This window comes from Brevefilum fermentans (assembly GCF_900184705.1).
Classification (GTDB): Bacteria; Chloroflexota; Anaerolineae; order Anaerolineales; family Anaerolineaceae; genus Brevifilum; species Brevifilum fermentans.
In genome coordinates this window covers 1,676,452-1,693,146 of the sequence record NZ_LT859958.1, presented here as the reverse complement: position 1 = coordinate 1,693,146, position 16,695 = coordinate 1,676,452, and the positions used below count along the sequence as shown (strand labels likewise).

Here is a 16,695-nt window from a genome sequence, read left to right as displayed (position 1 = left end):
GCTCATCGTTTAGAGTGCATCTGCGCTCAATCGCTTTTGTAGCCGAAATTAAGGTCAGAAAAGGATTATAGTTATCAAAATTAGTTTTTTTCGATATAATCTAACTATGAAAAACTACAGGAAATATTATTACGAAAGATGATGGTAAAAACTCCGTTCTGGGCCGATGGCGCGCCTGGTGAGACGGGCGCGTTTTATTTTGCTTGAAACAGGACTGAGATTTACTTTACTGCAAGGAGATGAGCATGAACATTAACCAACAGGTCACATACTTGATGCGCGGAGTTGATTACGGAGATCCGGCGACATTTGAGGTGATGAAAAAGGAATTGCGAGCCAGCTTAATCGAAGCCGATCGGACTGGAAAACCATTGCGGGTGTATTGCGGTTATGATCCGCGCACATCTGATTTACATATCGGGCATACGGTGACGATGAGAAAGCTGCGCCAATTTCAAGAGTTGGGGCACCAAGCGATCTTTTTGATTGGCACTTACACAGCTTTGATCGGCGACCCCTCGGATAAGGATAAACTTCGCCCTCAGTTAACCCCCGAGGAAGCAAAAATTAATGCTGAAACCTATGCTGAACAAGCTTTTCGGATCCTGGACAAAGAAAAAACAGAAATTCGCTACAACGCGGAATGGCTTTCAAAGCTGGATTTTGGTGAATTAATTCACCTTGCCTCAAATTTCACCTTACAACAATTCCTATCTCGTGAAAACTTTCGCAAGCGCTGGGATGGTGAAGAACCGATTTATTTCCATGAATTTTTCTATGCCTTGATGCAGGGCTATGATGCCTATGCATTAGAAGCAGATGTCCAGGTCGGCGGTACCGATCAGGTTTTCAATATTATTACTGCTGCACGTAAAATTATGACCTATCTTAAGGCAAAGCCCAACATTGGCATTATTTTACCCATCCTTCCGGGAACAGATGGTGTATTGAAGATGAGTAAATCTTTGGGTAACCATATTCCCCTGAACACGACGCCTGAGGATATGTTTGGCAAGGTGATGAGCGTTCCGGATACTGCAATGCCTAGCTATTCACGCCTGGTCACCCGCTGGTCGGTCGACAAAATTGAGCGCTTTGAGCGTGATATTGACTCCGGCGAGATTCATCCGCGTGATGCAAAGATGGAACTTGCTGAAGAGATCACGGCTGCATTTTTCGATGAAGAAAAGGCACAACATGCCCGTCAAGAATTTATCAACATGTTTCAAAAAGGGGAACTGCCAGATTATATCCCTGATTTTAAACCGCATGGCGAACCGCTTCTGTTAGAGATTTTGGTGGATAGCGGATTGGCGACCAGTAAGAGCCAGGCGCGCCGGCTAATTGAGCAAAATGGTGTAAAAATTGATGGCAAGGCTGTTGGCGACCCCTATTTACAGGTTAACCCTGATGCAATTATCCAGGTTGGGAAACGCCACTTTATTCGGATAATAAATTAGCGATAATTTTTGGGGTATTCCGGGAGGGTGATGGTCAGGATTTCTACTCTGAAAAGCGGATTGCTTCTTTTAGCAACGCCCTGCCAATTACCCTTGCCAGGATAGGCTCATCATGTTCTAACACGACAACAACCGCTAAAGGTTGTCCCTGCCAATCGGATGACGTGCCGGCGATGAACCATGTGATCGTTTGCTGGTCTTCTGCTGAGACCGTTGATAGGACCTGCCAATAGGGAAAATTTGGAAGCTTGAGCAAATCATTGACTTGATCGGCTGAAACAGGATTAAGTGCGTCGCTGTTGGGCTGCAATTTCGGCAAAGTGGTCCACCCATCGATGGGGTCGTTGAAAGCATTAACGATCCTTGGTCCGGGCAATATGCCCTGGCTGGAAATGGTACTGGCTGCCATCGCCATTTGTAGAGGGCTGACCTTAAAGTTTCCCTCTCCATTGAAAAAGGCGTTTAAATCATTTAAATCTGCTGCAACAGCGTCAACAACGGGGAGATGTAAACGGGGACTGGTGAAGAAACCCAGGTTGGAATATAAATCGAGCAAGGTTTCACTGCCGATGTCTGCAGCGATTGCCTTTTGAACTCCCAGACACCCATTCGTTATGATTCTATGCCAGGTGAGGGGCTCATCAGGGTTGAGAGCGCAGTTAAGATGGGCTACCCTGTTCTCAATTTTCTCCTGGGTTTCCTGTTCTTGCCAGAGATAGTCTGGATCGATGGCAACGATAAAGGGGAAAAGGGTCGCTCCCGGTGGGTATAGACCCTGGGTAGCCCGATTGAGCAGAGGTGCGCGTTCATCTAAGATTAATTCATCCCAGTTTTCTTGCAAATCAGCGGCATCATAATATGGATGCGAGGCCATCGCCAGAATTTCTCCAGAGCTGGCGTTTATGATCACAATTGCACCAGGATGCTCGGCTAATAGGGTGTCCGCTGACTGTTGAAGGTTAAGATCGATTGTAAGGCGTATATCTAATCCTGTGGGAGGCTGATTGTATAGGACTCGTTGCCAGTACAGGGTTGAATACGGGTAGCCGGAATTCCCCCGGAGATAGTTGAACATGGAGGCTTCAATTCCAGTTTGACCAAAAAGGGGATTGGTATAACCGATCACCGGGTAGAGGGGTATGTGGTGGCTTGTGCGGTTGAAACTGCCTGTCTGTCCGCTATTGGTGATGATGACCTGATTGTTTCGATCAACGATCTCGCCTCGCTCAACAAAACGGTCATCGATGACCCAGCGTGGGTTTTCCGGTCTGTTGACCAGTGAAGGAGAAAACCAAAATCCCAGCAAGCTTGCAGCAATGATCTCAACAATTAGAGCAGCAATCAGAATTGATCCGATCAAAGCATATCGTGGGAATTTAATGGTTGAAAGTTCTTCTTTCGGTACTGTTTGATGGCTGATTGTCAGCAGGATCAGCATGCCCATAAAAGATACCAGCAAAGAAGAACCCCCATAGGATAGAAATGGCAATGTAACACCTGTGAGGGGCAGCAATCCAATGTTTCCACCGATAATGAGAATGCTCTGGGCGCCAAAAAGGAAGGTCAAACCCAGGGATAAATAGCGATGGAATGAGGTGTTGGTGGTGATGGCGATGCGCAAACTTCGATAAATTAAGATGATGTATAGAAGAATAATGACAGTGATCCCCATCAGGCCTATTTCTTCAGCTAAAGCTGAAAAAATAAAATCCGAGACGGCAACCGGTATCAAACCCGGGCTGCCGAGACCCTGCCCTGTCCCCATCAGACCCCCTTCTGCAATGGCAATTATCGATTGGATAACCTGATAGGAAGTACCGCCTGGATCGCTAAAGGGTTTTACCCAGGTATTTATTCTCAGTTTGACAATATCGGACAAAAAGTAACCCGACAAACCTGCAAGGAACATCAATACAGGTGTCAACCAGAGAAGCCAACGCCGACCTCCGGATGTGAACAACATCGCCAGGTAAACCAGCAAGAATATCGACGCAGTTCCCAAATCACCCTGGAAGACTAATAAAAGCAATGCAATGCCGGTGATTATCACAGTTGGCAGGAATGACTCGAAATTCTTCGTTGATAGGGTTATCTGGTCTGTGAAATAGCCTGCAAGATAGACGATCAATAAAATTTTTAATGGCTCGGATGGTTGAAAGTGTATTCCAAACAAAGACAACCAACGGGCTGACCCTTCACCCTGGGGGTTGGTTCCCAGGAAAATGGTCAAACCGGTGAGTAACAAACCAGTCATCAACCAGATGTATTTGTAACGGCGTAAATATTGCAAAAAAGTTGGAAAGAAAAAACCAGTCAATGTCAGCAAGCAGCCAATACCCAGCCAAACGGTCTGACGCAGCCCAAGGCCGGGAAAAAGTCGCCAAATGGTGAGTAAGCCTATTCCGCTCAGTAGTGCGACGACTGGCAATATATAAGGGTCACTTTGGGGTAATTTTCGGTTCGTTTGATGATTTAGAATTGAAAACAACAGGCACCAAACGATTACGCCGATCCAATGTTGGAACTGGTATCGATCGAACCCGGCGTGGTAACGGACAGCCGGTGTCAGCGTCAGGATCAGAGCCAGGGAGAAGATCACCAAACTTGCTATGATCATCAACCGGCTTTGAAGCTGTTTGTGATTAACGCCTCGACCCCTGCTTGAGAATAATCTTTGCACAATTAACCCAAGTATTTTTTAACCAATAGCGATCTTTTCTCAACTGCTGCGGGATCGATATATTCAGGGTTGGTGATAAGCGAATTCTTCAAACCATTTTCGCAATCGCAACGAGAATCCGGATCAATTAAAGAAACCATGTTTTTAATTCCTGCCTGGGCAATGCCGATGTTTTTGAAGAGAGTTTCAATGACCATCTCCACTGTTACCGGCTCTTTGGCGGTATGCCAGACATCATAATCGGTGACATGTGCCATGGTGGCATAGCACATTTCTGCTTCACGCGCGAGAAATACTTCGGGAGAAGCGGTCATTCCGATAATATCCATACCCCATGACCGATATAGATTGGATTCACCCTTTGTAGAAAAGCGCGGACCCTCAATGGTGATGTAGGTTGCACCTCGGTGATAAGTAGCACCCGTTGCTTTTATTGCTTCTTCAAGAACATCTGACAGCGCTTCGCAAAACGGATCAGCAACGCTGACATGGGCGACCAGTCCCGTTTCAAAAAAACTACGCTGGCGCAGATGGGTAAAATCAAAGATCTGGTTGGGGATGACAATGTGCCCGGGAGCAAAGGATTCGCGCAGCGATCCACATGCGCTGACACTGACAATGCGACGGATCCCCAGGGATTTCAGGGCGTAAATATTGGCACGATATGGGACTTCGCTGGGTGGGAAAATATGACCAATGCCATGGCGCGCGAGAAATGCAACCGGTTTGCCGGATAATTTCCCAATTGTAATCGGTGAGCTGGGTTGACCAAATGGGGTGTCCACTTCAATTGTCTGGATATCACGAAGCTCTTTGAAATTGTACAATCCAGACCCGCCGATAACAGCTAATACAGGGGTTTCGTACATGGTTTCCATCCTATCTTTTTTGTTGATTGATTTGAATATGGATTGTGACTTTACCTAATCTCAATTCATCGCCTTCTGTAACAACGATTGGGGCGTCGATCAGTGTATTGTTAATAAAAGAACCGTTGGTTGAATTTTGATCTACCGCCCACCATTGTTTGTGATGATAGTAAAGTCTGCAATGTCTGAGGGAAATGGTTTCATCGGAAATGGTGAAGTCACTGCTCGGGTCGCGCCCAATGATAATTTCGGTTTTTGTGAACTGCTTTTCAACGGGTTCTTGGTTGATGACAACTTGCAGGGTGAGCGGTGAAACATGCGCATTTTTCTGGTGAAAATGCGATTGCAAGTCTCTATAAATGGTAAAACCAATCCAACCGACGAAAAGATAAGTTAAGACCAGAAATAGAATGCGTAATGTCAGCGCAAGGATAGCAGTCATTGCCCCGTAACTCCAGGTTTTTCTTCCAAATCATCTACAGGCAGTACTGAGGTTTCAAAAGTAAGGGTTGGTTCCTGGTTATAAATGAGGCTGATCGTCCCAACGCGTATGACATCGCCAGCGTGTAAAGTCGCCCGGGAGATCCGTTGCCCATTTAGAAATAAACCACCCGTCGAGCCAACATCAAAGATCGAAAAGTGGTTTTTTATCGCCCTGAGCTGGGCGTGATGGCGAGATACATGGGGATCAGTAAGAATTAGATCGTTGCTCGAATGGCGACCGATATTGATGACAGGTTTGTCTAAAGGATAGGTGGTTTTCCCGTCGATGATCAGCATTGCGTTTTCTGGCAAGTCGGGTTGCTCGTTGCCTTGCTCATTTTGAATCATTACGGCTGTATCCGAAAGTTGTTGATCAGCAACAGAAAAATGAGCGGTGATTTCATAAGCGCCAATAGCAATTTCGGGCTGCGGAACCAGCTCAATTTCTGGAGGCCTTGTAAAAAAAACACCCAATGATGATCCCACATCCAGGATTGATTCGGCAATTTCATCGAGGATATCCCGGTGTAATTGCCATTCGATCAATTTTTCGGGTGAGACCTTCATCGAATACAAATCCGGCGCGTGAAGACGTCCAGTCGCATCGCTGATCGCATTGGCGCGCATTAAGCGAATGATTTGTTCTACCAATGATTGGTGAGGCTGGTGCCCGGTGAAGAGTTTGGGCAGTTTTTTCTCAAAGAGGGCGCGCAGATTTGCTTCCAAGCGGTCAAAGCTCGTGTTCATCATATCAATACCGGTATAATTATACTCAAGGAAGGCTATGAACGGATATAAAGAGGTTGAGCATACTGCGGATATCGCATTGCAGGTTTGGGCAGAGGATTTTTACACATTGCTCAGGAAGGCGGCAGAGGGGCTGTATGCCCTGATGGGGGTTAAACTTGCCACAGCATCAACTTTACAACGGCTGTTCACCCTTCCTCAGGGGAGCAAAGAAACCATCCTGGTTGATTTTTTAACTGAATTATTGTTCCTGGTTGAAGAGGATGGTTTGTTTCTGTCTGGTTTTTGCTTTGATGCCAGTCAGGATGCGATTTCTGTTCGGTCAACCGGGGAAAAGATCCTGACCCTGAGCCGTGAAATAAAAGCAGTAACGTTCCACAATTTACATGTGGAAACAACCGATCAAGGCTTTTCAACCACAATTACCTTCGACGTATAGGAGGATTGCTCATGCAACCGATAACACAAAAATCGTTTATCAAAATCAGCGATTTTGAGTGGGAAATCCCTGTTGATTTCTGTTCAGATATGCGCGTTCCAGTACGTGTTTTTGCCTCACAGGCATTGCTGCAAGACGCTTTTAAGGATCAATCAATCGAACAGGCGGTCAATGTCAGCACTCTACCCGGGCTGGTTGAGGCGGTGATGGTGATGCCTGATATGCATCAGGGGTACGGCTTTCCTATCGGGGGGGTGGCGGGAACGGATATTGAGACCGGTGTGATCTCACCTGGCGGGATTGGTTATGATATCAATTGTGGCGTGCGCCTACTGGCTTCGCGGATCACGTTGGAAGAGGCAACTCCCTTTCTATCTGATTTGGCATCGATGTTGAATCAGCTTTGTCCGAGCGGGGTTGGCGTTGGTAGCCAGAGGAAATTGTCCGATGCAGACCTGGTTGAAGTATGCATCCGGGGTGCGAATTGGGCTAAGGGCGATCCATACACCGAGCCACAAGACCTTCAGCGAACTGAAGACCAGGGTTGTTTAGCAGGAGCCGACCCGGGAAAAGTCAGCTCACGCGCCATGGAACGTGGCAGAAAACAACTTGGCACCCTGGGAAGCGGAAACCATTTTATTGAGGTCGATCTTGTCACTGAGATTTATGACGAGGTCGCTGCGGAGGCAATGGGGCTGTTTGCAGGAGAATTGGCTGTCCAGGTCCATACCGGATCGCGCGGTTTTGGTCACCAGATCTGTACGGATTATGTCCGCCGACTTCAAGGTGCAGTGGCGAAATATGGCATCAAATTGCCAGACAAACAACTTGTGTGTGCCCCAATTGCTTCTGAGGAGGGACAGGATTATTTAGCTGCGATGCGTTGCGCAGCGAATTATGCCTTTTTGAATCGTCAAATTTTGACCAATAAGGTACGTCAGGCTTTTGAAATTGTTTTGGCAGGAAAAGTCGACCAATGGCACCTGAAACAGGTTTATGACATTGCGCATAATATTGGCAAATTTGAGCATCACCTGGTTGATGGCGTGAAGAAAACGGTTTGTGTCCACCGTAAAGGGGCTACACGCGCCTTTGGACCGGGGACACAGGGTTTACCAGCCGAATACCAAGAAATTGGTCAGCCAGTCCTGGTTCCCGGTTCCATGGGAACCAGTTCGTGGGTGTTAACCGGTACCCACACCAGCATGGAACGTTCATTTGGCTCATGCTGTCATGGGGCAGGTCGTGTGATGAGCCGTTCGGAAGCGAAACGCAATGTTTGGGGAGAAACATTATTGAAAGAGTTGGAAAAGGTTGGGATTGAAATTCGGGCTGGTTCAATGTCCGGGCTGGCAGAGGAAGCGCCGCAAGCCTACAAGGATGTGGACCAGGTTGTTCAAAGTGTTGTTGGTGCAGGGATTGCGAAGAAAGTTGCTGTGCTCACCCCGCTAATTGTAATCAAAGGTTAACGCCAGGCATAAATGGGGTTGCTAAAAATCCATCCGTGCATTTTGCCTTTATATGGAATGAAAGCTTCTACTCGATAGACGCCGGGTTCTGTGGTTATATAGGTGTTGATATCGCGGTCTGCCCATTCCTTGATGATTTTTCCGTCTTTGAGTAACCGACAAAGCGCCCGACCTGGCAGGCGGATTTGAAAAGTTAGCCCATTTTGAATTTTTACTGTATCGCCCATCATAAATTGATCGTCTTCGTTGTTAACTAAAAACTTGAATCCTTCGGTTGGCGCGGGCAAGTCGTAAGCAACAAAACAATGTCCCTGACGGAGTGATTGCATAACCATATTGCGATCATCAGGAAAGGAACCGCTCAATGGTCTTGGGTTGATGATGTGCGTAGTCACACTTTTAAAATGATGGAGATATGGATACAGGTTTATGGTGAACGGACCTAATTTCTTCTGAATTTTGTGGGCATCAACACCGCCAATAGCAACAATTTTCCGCATTTGAGTGGTGATTAACTGGTCCCAAAGTGCCAGTGTCCGTTCCAGGGGTCCCTGCGTCATCCGCTTAGGGAAAAGCGCATTCTTTAAGGCTGAAAAAAGGCCCGTGGTGACGCTTTTGAACTCACTCATCTGATTCCACAGCTCAATTCCGGTGAAACCATGGATATCCCAATCCCGCCATGAAAATTCCTTCTCGTTAAACATTTCTAAAGGATCTTCGATAGGATGAGCCAAAAAAGAAAGCCCATCGCTGCGTTGAATTTGATCGATTAATCGCTGAGGTGAATCAGCATACATTGCCATTTCTTTGCCTGCATTGATGGCGAGCAAATGGTTTCCAGGCGGCTCTAATTTACGGTCGTGAATTTCTTCACCGACCAGCAGCATGACCTTGTGTTTACCTTCGCCATAGTATCCGTCTAATCCGTCAAGCCAGATATTATGGTCGGTAGTGATAATTCCGTTCAGACCGGCTTTTGCAGCAATTTTTACCAACTCTGTGTGAGATGCGTTTCCGTCAGAGTAATGCGTATGGATGTGGATTGAGAACCTGGTTTCATTCATTGGGTTGACGAGGTTTCTGATGTAAGGGTATAATCACACCTGTTAAAGGAGGCTTGATTGGAAAATTATTTTAGCATAGCTTTGATTATAACATCTGTAGCCCTCATTGCGAGTATCATTTTACAGAGCAAAGGCGTTGGTTTGGGTGGATTGACAGGTGGGGGTGGTGATGCTGGCGGTGTTTATACAAAACGGCGTGGTGTGGAAAAAACCTTGTTTTGGATCACAATAGGGCTTAGTGTACTTTTCTTCATCCTTACCATGTTAACGGTCATGTTTGGACAATAATCCACATTATTTGTGAAAATCCTGGGTAATTGTAAACTTTGATCAGGAAAAAGCGGGCAACTGATCAAGAACGAGGTTGCCCATTTTATATTAACATCATGAAAAAATTCCGTTGGCAATTATTAACCATTCTGATTACCGGGTTGATTGTTGGCATTTTGTTGATTCTTCAACAAATTGAGGATGATGTTGAAGTTGTCTCCACGCCTTCACCGATTTCAGGCGGGATTTATACTGAAGCGCAGGTCGGAAGTTTCATGCGTTTGAATCCTTTCCTCAGCATTTACAATCCTCCCGATCAAGATGTGAGCCGGCTGCTGTTTAATGGCCTGATTCGCTTCGATTCGCGCGGTATCCCCCAGGCGGATCTGGCTGAATCTTGGGGCGTTTCATTTGATGGCACTGTTTATAATTTTTCTTTGCGAGATGATGTTTTCTGGCATGATGGTGAAATCTTCGATAGCAGTGACGTGCTTTTTTCCATTGATTTCTTAAAATCAAATCACCCTTTAATCCCCGAGGACTTGCATAACTTCTGGTCGCAAGTTGAGGTCGTGGCCTTGTCGGAAACTCAGATGCAGTTTCTCCTTCCTGAACCTTTTGCACCTTTTCTGGATTATTTAACCTTTGGCATCATCCCCGAACACTTGCTTGGCGGACTGAGCCTGGAAGAAATGATCGATCACCCTTTCAACCTCGCGCCGGTAGGCACCGGTCCATTTCGGTTTCAACGTTTGCTGGTTGACAACGAACAAATCATCGGCGTGGTTCTCGAGGCGTTTGATGCATACTACCTGGGTCGTCCATATCTGGATGAGTTTATTTTTCGATATTATCCCGATTCTCAAAAAGCCCTGGACGCTTTTCGAAGCGGAGAAGTTGAGGGAATTGCGTGGGTTCACGATTCAATATTAAGTGAGGTTTTAAAAGAACCCGAACTTTCGATTTTTACGGTGAGAGCGCCATTGCTCTCAATTGTGTATCTCAACCTGAACAATCCTGAGGTTAGCTTTCTGCAAGAGCCCGAATTTCGACAGGCATTAATGGCTGCAATCAACCAGTCACGTATTGTGAATGAGGTTTTCCGGGGTCAGGCTGTTATGGCCAATGGCCCGATTATGCCCGGAACTTGGGCTTATTATGATAGCCTTGAAAGTGTTCGTTATGATCCATTCGAGGCACGGCGCCTGCTTGAGGCAACAGGTGCAGTGCAAGATGAGGAAACTGGGTTTTACGTTACCGATAGTGGCCAAGAGATTGCGATCACCTTGCAGCACCCTTCCACTGAGAAACATACACGAATTGCGAAGATGATCAAATCGGATTGGGAATCCCTGGGGCTTCAGGTTGAACTGAACGCCAAGCCATACGAAAGCGTTCTGGCTGATCTTGAAGCACGGGACTACCAGGTGGCTTTGGTAGAAATCAACCTGATGCGTTCACCCGATCCTGATCCATACCCGTTTTGGGGGCAGGCACAAACGCTCTCCGGTCAAAATTATGCGGATTGGGATAATCGTTCTGCCAGCGAGTTTTTAGAGCAGGCTCGAATGACAGTGGATATGGGTGAAAGAGAGCGACTTTACCGAAATTTCCAGGTGATGTTTAACCGAGAAATGCCGTCCTTACCTTTGTTTTACTCGACCTACACCTACGCGATCAGCTCGGATATTAATGGAATTGTCCTGGGTCCAATTTTTGAGCCAGGCGATCGGTTTCAAAACGTTCAGGAGTGGTTTATCCTCACCGGGCGTGACTTAAACACGGCTGCCACAAAGGAAGCGCCTGTGGTCATTGAAGAATGAGAGGATGAATGTCCCCTTTTTACACATCGGATGGAGACCAGGGGGAAACAGGATATTTAGGCAAAGGCAGAATTTCAAAATCATCTTTGCGGATTGAGTCTGTTGGAAGCGTTGATGAAGCCAACGCCGCGATTGGCCTGGCTCGTGCTCTTTGTGCAAACCCCAAGTCGCAAATGGTATTGTTAGAAGTTCAAAAACACCTGTATTTGTTAATGACTGAATTGTCAGCATCTCCTGAAACGGCAGCTCAGTTTGATCGCCTCAACCAGGATCATATCAATTGGCTCGAGGAACAAATTGAGGAACTGGAGGATGCTGTTGTTCTGCCCAGAGAATTTATCATCCCGGGCAGCTCACCAGCCAGCGGCGCAATTGATCTGGCGCGCACCATTGTCAGGCGAGCGGAGCGCCGGGCTGTTAGCTTGTTGGAGGCAGAATTAATCAAAAAGCAATTATTGATCGCATACCTCAATCGCTTATCGTCGTTGTTGTTTATGGTTGAAGTATACGAAGCTTTGAACACCGGGAACGATATTCAATTGGCAAAAGAGACCTGATCAATGCATGGCACATTGATCAACGTTGCGACCATCGTGGTCGGCTCTATCTTGGGAATTGTGATCAGTGCCCGCCTATCTTCACAACTGCGTGAAACCGTGGTCAACGGGTTGGGTTTGTTCACTCTGGCCTTTGGATTGATGTCCTTTTTAGAAACATCCAATCCCCTGGTGCCTTTGGGTGGGTTGTTGATCGGCGCGTTAATGGGGGAATGGTTGAAAGTAGAAGAACGCCTTACCCGTATTGGCGAGAAATTAAAACAACTGTTTGTACGCAAAGGTTCACACCAGGAGACGCAATCCAAATTTGTAGAGGGCTTTGTCACGGCTTCGCTTGTATTTGTCATCGGCCCGATGGCGATTTTGGGTGCCATACAAGATGGTGTGACCGGGAATTATGAAATGTTATCCATCAAAGCAATTTTGGATGGATTTGCTTCGATCGCCTTTGCCTCATCTTTAGGCGTTGGTGTTGCCTTTTCTGCATTAAGCATTTTGATTTACCAGGGTGGAATCGCACTCACCTCCGGGTTGTTCAGCCAGTTCTTTTCGACTGCCATGATTACTGAAATGACAGCCGCAGGCGGATTGATATTAATTGCTGTCTCCCTTAATAGTTTGTTAGAAATCAAGAAAATCCGGACCGGTAGCTTCCTTCCGGCGCTGTTGGTTACGCCATTAATCGTGTTCTTATTGGAACAATTTTTTGGCGGGTAAGTCATTCGGATTTGTGACGGCTTCTTGCGCGTTTGCAACCGGGGTTCGCTCTCAACTTCCCTTATTAACGCCCAAGCAATGATTCAACCAGTGGCACCAACTGATTCGAATAAACTAACTGGTCGTTGACTAAAAAACTTGGGGTACCGGTGACACCAACGGATTGAGCAAAGAGGAGATCTTCAGCGAGTTTTTCGTTAAGGGCGCCATTATTGGTCAAGCAGGCTTCTAATTCTTCACGCTCCACACCCACGGATTCAGCCAGGCGGGTCAAATTGGTAATTGAAAAACTGCCCTGGTTCCCGGCAGCCGAATAAAGTTTCGGTTTCAACTCAAAGAAAAGGTTTTGTTCTGCAACGCAATACGCGACTTTGGCTGCGTTTTGCGTTCCCTCATCACTTGAAAAGGCCAAGTTAACGTAGCGATAATAAACTTCACCGGTATCAACATATTTTTTGATGAATTCTGGCTCATCGTTCATTGAAAAGGCTGCACAATAGCCGCAATAAAAACTCGAAAAATTTACCACTTTTATCGGAGCATCCGGATTTCCAAGCGTAAAACCGGCGCTATCTTTGTAATTTATTTTAGAGTGCAGCAAATTGGGAAGAACAGCTGCGAGGCTGATTAGCAAAACGATCCCAAGTGTTATGAAAAGGAATCGCTTTGTTTTTTTTCGCTTCTGTTCCAGGCGTTTTTTTCTGATCAGTTGTTGTCTTGCAGGGTTTGTTGACATAAAAAGGATCTCCAATGACAAAGTAATGGCTTGATTCTCTCACAATTGCGTTGCATTGTCTAGTAAAAAAATTATTAATTTCAGGGTTAATTGATCGGATTACAGGGCGCGTTGATAGACGGGGATTACCCCACTTGTTTGTTGAAACCCAAATTTTGAATAGACAGCTAAAGATGAATGATTATCAGCCTGTGTATTCACTGTCACATGAGTAATTTCCTTTGCTAATAACCGGGTTAGCAGGTCGCCGACCAGCATCGATGCAATGTGTTGTCCCTGTTGCTCGGGATGTACTGCAAGGCGAGCCAGATGAGCATGAAAGCTCCACCAGGTGCTGATTTGGTATCCAACGACTTTTTGTTTCCAGACGGCCACCGTTGCGACGCCTTGTTGTTGAAAAGCCTTCTTGAGACTTGCCAGTGAATTTTGCCAGATTGGAGTGAAAGCGGCATGGTCAATCTGTGCGACTTCAGGCAAATTATCTTCGTTCATGGACCTGATTTCAATTTGTGAAGGGTAGTTGTTCACAAACACGGACGAACATTTTTTTTCAAGAGAAACGATGTTATTTATCTGCTCGAATTTTGTTCCTGAAAGCAAGGTTGTAAACCATCTGCTGGTACCGAGTGCAGCCAATGTTTTTATTCCCATTGATTTAATCGATAAAATGGCATGATCAAGCAGACGTTGCCATGTGGGTTCAAGCATCCCGGAATTTTTAATGCAAAATAAGCGGATCCAGGTCGCTCCCGGTACCTCGGGCGCGGCAAGGAGTATTGCATAAATCCGCTGCTGGTATTTTTCAACCAGAAAGGGCTGTTGACCAATCCATTCTGGCGCGTTGAACCAGTCTAAATGTTGATGAATGCGGTAGTTCTGACTGAGAAAATGGGTAATTTCGCGTAGATCTTCACTGGTTGCAGCGCTGATAATTCTGTCCTTCGAAGAAAAGAGCTGGCTATCGTGCATATTTCAGAAACGATACCTGCGAATCAGTCAATGTTGAATTTAACATGTTGGTTTATATCGATCTGAGTTTCTCGATTAAATACTTTGCGATAAATGCCTGGTCTTGTTTGGAAACTTGACGAAGTGCGTTCATGATGTCAGTAAAAGGTTCTTCATCATCTGAACTTTCCTGGATATCCGATTTTGGATATTCCGGCTGCCAGGCATCTTTGCTGACATCCTCTTCAAGCTCAGGCTTATTTAACCATAGGGGTTTGTAAAGAGAATCGATTTGAATGCCCAGAAAAACTGAAATTTTGATCAGATCTCCAACGGGTATTGCTGCAGTTCCATTTTCATAGGCTTGCAAAGTTTCCATAGGAATGCGGGTGGCTTGTTGAATGTCATCCAGGGTTACCGCCTGCTTATCTATCTCCAGGCTGATCAGGGCGCACAGCATTTTGTCTCGAACCCGGACGTATTGTGAACGAAGGTTTGCGTCCAAAAAGGCGGTATTTGCGTTGGGAGATTGATCCCTGTTCAGGAAAACAGACAGATCTTCTTCGAAATAAAGAGCCAACAACTCGAGTTCTGGCAAGGTGATCGGCTCTAAACCTTTTTCAATGTTGAGGTAAGTCCCCTTCGACAAGCCCAGTATGGTCGCGCAATCATGAATGCTGCGACGTTTGCTCTTTCGTATGGTTTTAATCCGTTCAGGGATGTGGTCGGTTAATTCTGTCATCAGAAACGTCCTGTGATTGAATTCGTTTGGAATACGATGTCCTCCTATTATAGCGCATGCCAGCTTATTAGACGAATTGCCCCAGTATATTTTGAACTTCGAATGGGAAATTAACACTATTGTGCTTGCATTCGCCGGCGATGAAGGTTGCCAGGGGTTTTAAGGACCCTAAATCGTGTGGGTGAATTTTGAAAGGATCTTCTTTAAGAATAAGAAAATCAGCCTGGTAACCGGGTGATATTTTTCCCAATTGACGCCCGTGACCTGCAAGCAAGCAGGGCGCAAGAGAAAACCCCTGTAAGGCTTCTGCAAGTGAGATGCGCTGATCGGGGTGCCAACCTTCATCCCCGGGTGAACCGTCCAGTCGGCGGCGAGTTACCGCTGCATGTATCCCATAGAAAGGATTAAAGGGTTCGACAGGTGCATCAGAGCCCATCACATAGTCAGCGCCAGCATCCAGGATTGAGCGGTAAGCATAAGCATAATGTGACCTTTGACCAAGGAAGCGATCTGCCATGACCATATCTGAAGGTGCATGCACTGGCTGTATTGAGGCGATAACACCCAGTTTTTTAAACCGGGGCAGATCATCAGGAGTGATGATCTGAACATGTTCTATGCGGTGAGGCAAATGAGGATAATGATGAATTTCTTCATAAATCCTGATCCGCTCGATGGCGTTCAAAACGATATGAATTGCCTTATCGCCAATGGCATGAACGGTCAGCGCAACACCATGGTTCGCTGAATGGCACCCGATATCAACAATCTCATCTTCGGTCAACAGGAGATCGCCCGTGGTGTGTGTCCCTTCATATGGCTCATGCATCGCTGCGGTATGCGGGCCTAATGCGCCATCTGAGAAGAGCTTCACGCCACCCAGACTGAGGCGGTAATCACCGAAACCGGTGCTCATCCCAGCATTGATGAACACATCCAGGTCTGTGAAGGGGATTTGTTTATGAACACGCAAAAGTGTTGAGCATTCCTGGTTGAGCACTTGCAATGCCATCCAGCAAGTGTAATCGTCAAAATCATGGATTCCAATCAAGCCAACCTTCCAGAGCTCAGGCAAGAGGGCTTTCATCTTGTGGATGGTGTCTTCCACAGTGGGCTTGGGAAGAAGCGTCTCGATTAAGTTCATCGCACCTGCTTCTAAAAGGATACCCGTTGGCTGACCATTTGCACTGCGCTGGATGACACCCCCTGGCGGATCCGGTGTCTCTGCGTCGATCCCTGCCAGTTTCAATGCCTGGCTATTTGCCCAGCCTGCATGCAAGGACTTGGCGGTCAGGTACGCGGGTCTTTCTTCGCATACCTGATCCAGCAGGTTTGCGTTGCCATAGCCCTCTCGCCATTGATTGTGATTCCAACCATGACCTCTAACCCAGGCATCCTTTGGCAAACGCTCAACGACATTTTTTACTAGCAAAAGGCATTCCTGAAGGGTGGATGTCTCACAATCAACGATTGACATGCTTTCAGCCAAATGGCGTAGATGGATATGAGCATCAATTAATCCAGGCAATATGGTCATGCCGTGCAAATTGATGGTTTTAGCGCTGGATGGAAAACTTGCGAGAATTTCTGCATCATTTCCTACAGCTATGAAGCAGTCGTCTTCGATCGCAAGCGCGGTAGCACCGCGATGATCCGGTGAGAAGATGTTCGCGTTGTGAAGAATGATCATT

The 16,695-nt window shown here is 46.4% G+C and carries 16 protein-coding genes; 7 read left to right on the top strand and 9 right to left on the bottom strand.

Annotated features, from left to right (window positions below):
• Positions 1-245 precede the first annotated feature (245 nt).
• Positions 246-1,460 (top strand): tyrosine--tRNA ligase, encoded by a 1,215-nt coding sequence (tyrS, locus tag CFX1CAM_RS07445; protein ID WP_157891785.1) that lies wholly within the window; start codon positions 246-248, stop codon positions 1,458-1,460.
• Positions 1,461-1,503: 43 nt separating this feature from the next.
• On the opposite strand, the gene CFX1CAM_RS07440 is transcribed toward tyrS, so the two are convergent.
• From CFX1CAM_RS07440 to CFX1CAM_RS07425, 4 genes are all read right to left on the bottom strand, one after another.
• Positions 1,504-4,077 (bottom strand): FtsW/RodA/SpoVE family cell cycle protein, encoded by a 2,574-nt coding sequence (locus CFX1CAM_RS07440; RefSeq protein WP_087862417.1) that lies wholly within the window; start codon positions 4,075-4,077, stop codon positions 1,504-1,506.
• Positions 4,078-4,142: 65 nt separating this feature from the next.
• Positions 4,143-5,009 (bottom strand): S-methyl-5'-thioadenosine phosphorylase, encoded by an 867-nt coding sequence (mtnP, locus tag CFX1CAM_RS07435; RefSeq protein WP_087862416.1) that lies wholly within the window; start codon positions 5,007-5,009, stop codon positions 4,143-4,145.
• Between the two features lie 10 nt (positions 5,010-5,019).
• A complete protein-coding gene (locus tag CFX1CAM_RS07430; protein WP_087862415.1) occupies positions 5,020-5,451 on the bottom strand; it encodes an FHA domain-containing protein in 432 nt (143 codons plus the stop codon).
• Entirely contained in the window at positions 5,448-6,242 is a 795-nt protein-coding gene (locus CFX1CAM_RS07425; RefSeq protein WP_087862414.1) for an FhaA domain-containing protein, read from the bottom strand. The genes CFX1CAM_RS07430 and CFX1CAM_RS07425 overlap by 4 nt, the downstream gene beginning before the upstream one ends.
• Before the next feature lie 34 nt (positions 6,243-6,276).
• On the opposite strand from CFX1CAM_RS07425, the gene CFX1CAM_RS07420 reads away from it, so the two are divergent.
• The gene (locus tag CFX1CAM_RS07420) at positions 6,277-6,678 is read left to right on the top strand and encodes an archease (protein WP_087862413.1); all 402 of its coding nucleotides are present in this window, start codon (positions 6,277-6,279) and stop codon (positions 6,676-6,678) included.
• Positions 6,679-6,689: 11 nt separating this feature from the next.
• Positions 6,690-8,147: an RtcB family protein gene (locus CFX1CAM_RS07415; protein WP_087862412.1), complete on the top strand. Its 1,458-nt coding sequence runs from the start codon at positions 6,690-6,692 to the stop codon at positions 8,145-8,147.
• Here CFX1CAM_RS07415 and CFX1CAM_RS07410 read toward each other — a convergent pair.
• A complete protein-coding gene (locus CFX1CAM_RS07410; protein WP_087862411.1) occupies positions 8,144-9,211 on the bottom strand; it encodes a CehA/McbA family metallohydrolase in 1,068 nt (355 codons plus the stop codon). The two genes, CFX1CAM_RS07415 and CFX1CAM_RS07410, sit on opposite strands and share 4 nt — an antisense overlap.
• A gap of 57 nt (positions 9,212-9,268) precedes the next feature.
• Between CFX1CAM_RS07410 and secG the strand changes: the two genes are divergently transcribed.
• From secG to CFX1CAM_RS07390, 4 genes are all read left to right on the top strand, one after another.
• Entirely contained in the window at positions 9,269-9,499 is a 231-nt protein-coding gene (secG, locus tag CFX1CAM_RS07405; protein WP_087862410.1) for a preprotein translocase subunit SecG, read from the top strand.
• A 98-nt stretch (positions 9,500-9,597) separates the two neighbouring features.
• Positions 9,598-11,304: an ABC transporter substrate-binding protein gene (locus CFX1CAM_RS07400; protein WP_087862409.1), complete on the top strand. Its 1,707-nt coding sequence runs from the start codon at positions 9,598-9,600 to the stop codon at positions 11,302-11,304.
• Between the two features lie 8 nt (positions 11,305-11,312).
• Positions 11,313-11,861 carry a cob(I)yrinic acid a,c-diamide adenosyltransferase gene (locus CFX1CAM_RS07395; protein WP_087862408.1) on the top strand — a complete coding sequence of 183 codons (549 nt, stop codon included), beginning with the start codon at positions 11,313-11,315 and terminating at the stop codon, positions 11,859-11,861.
• A gap of 3 nt (positions 11,862-11,864) precedes the next feature.
• Positions 11,865-12,578 (top strand): DUF554 domain-containing protein, encoded by a 714-nt coding sequence (locus tag CFX1CAM_RS07390; protein ID WP_087862407.1) that lies wholly within the window; start codon positions 11,865-11,867, stop codon positions 12,576-12,578.
• A 64-nt stretch (positions 12,579-12,642) separates the two neighbouring features.
• Here CFX1CAM_RS07390 and CFX1CAM_RS07385 read toward each other — a convergent pair whose 3' ends face one another.
• From CFX1CAM_RS07385 to CFX1CAM_RS07370, 4 genes are all read right to left on the bottom strand, one after another.
• Positions 12,643-13,314 (bottom strand): DsbA family protein, encoded by a 672-nt coding sequence (locus tag CFX1CAM_RS07385; protein ID WP_087862406.1) that lies wholly within the window; start codon positions 13,312-13,314, stop codon positions 12,643-12,645.
• Between the two features lie 99 nt (positions 13,315-13,413).
• Positions 13,414-14,283 carry a GNAT family N-acetyltransferase gene (locus CFX1CAM_RS07380; protein WP_087862405.1) on the bottom strand — a complete coding sequence of 290 codons (870 nt, stop codon included), beginning with the start codon at positions 14,281-14,283 and terminating at the stop codon, positions 13,414-13,416.
• Between the two features lie 52 nt (positions 14,284-14,335).
• Complete coding sequence (locus CFX1CAM_RS07375; RefSeq protein ID WP_087862404.1) at positions 14,336-15,004, bottom strand: helix-turn-helix domain-containing protein; 669 nt, start codon at positions 15,002-15,004, stop codon at positions 14,336-14,338.
• A 67-nt stretch (positions 15,005-15,071) separates the two neighbouring features.
• Complete coding sequence (locus CFX1CAM_RS07370; RefSeq protein ID WP_087862403.1) at positions 15,072-16,694, bottom strand: amidohydrolase; 1,623 nt, start codon at positions 16,692-16,694, stop codon at positions 15,072-15,074.
• Position 16,695: the final 1 nt, after the last annotated feature.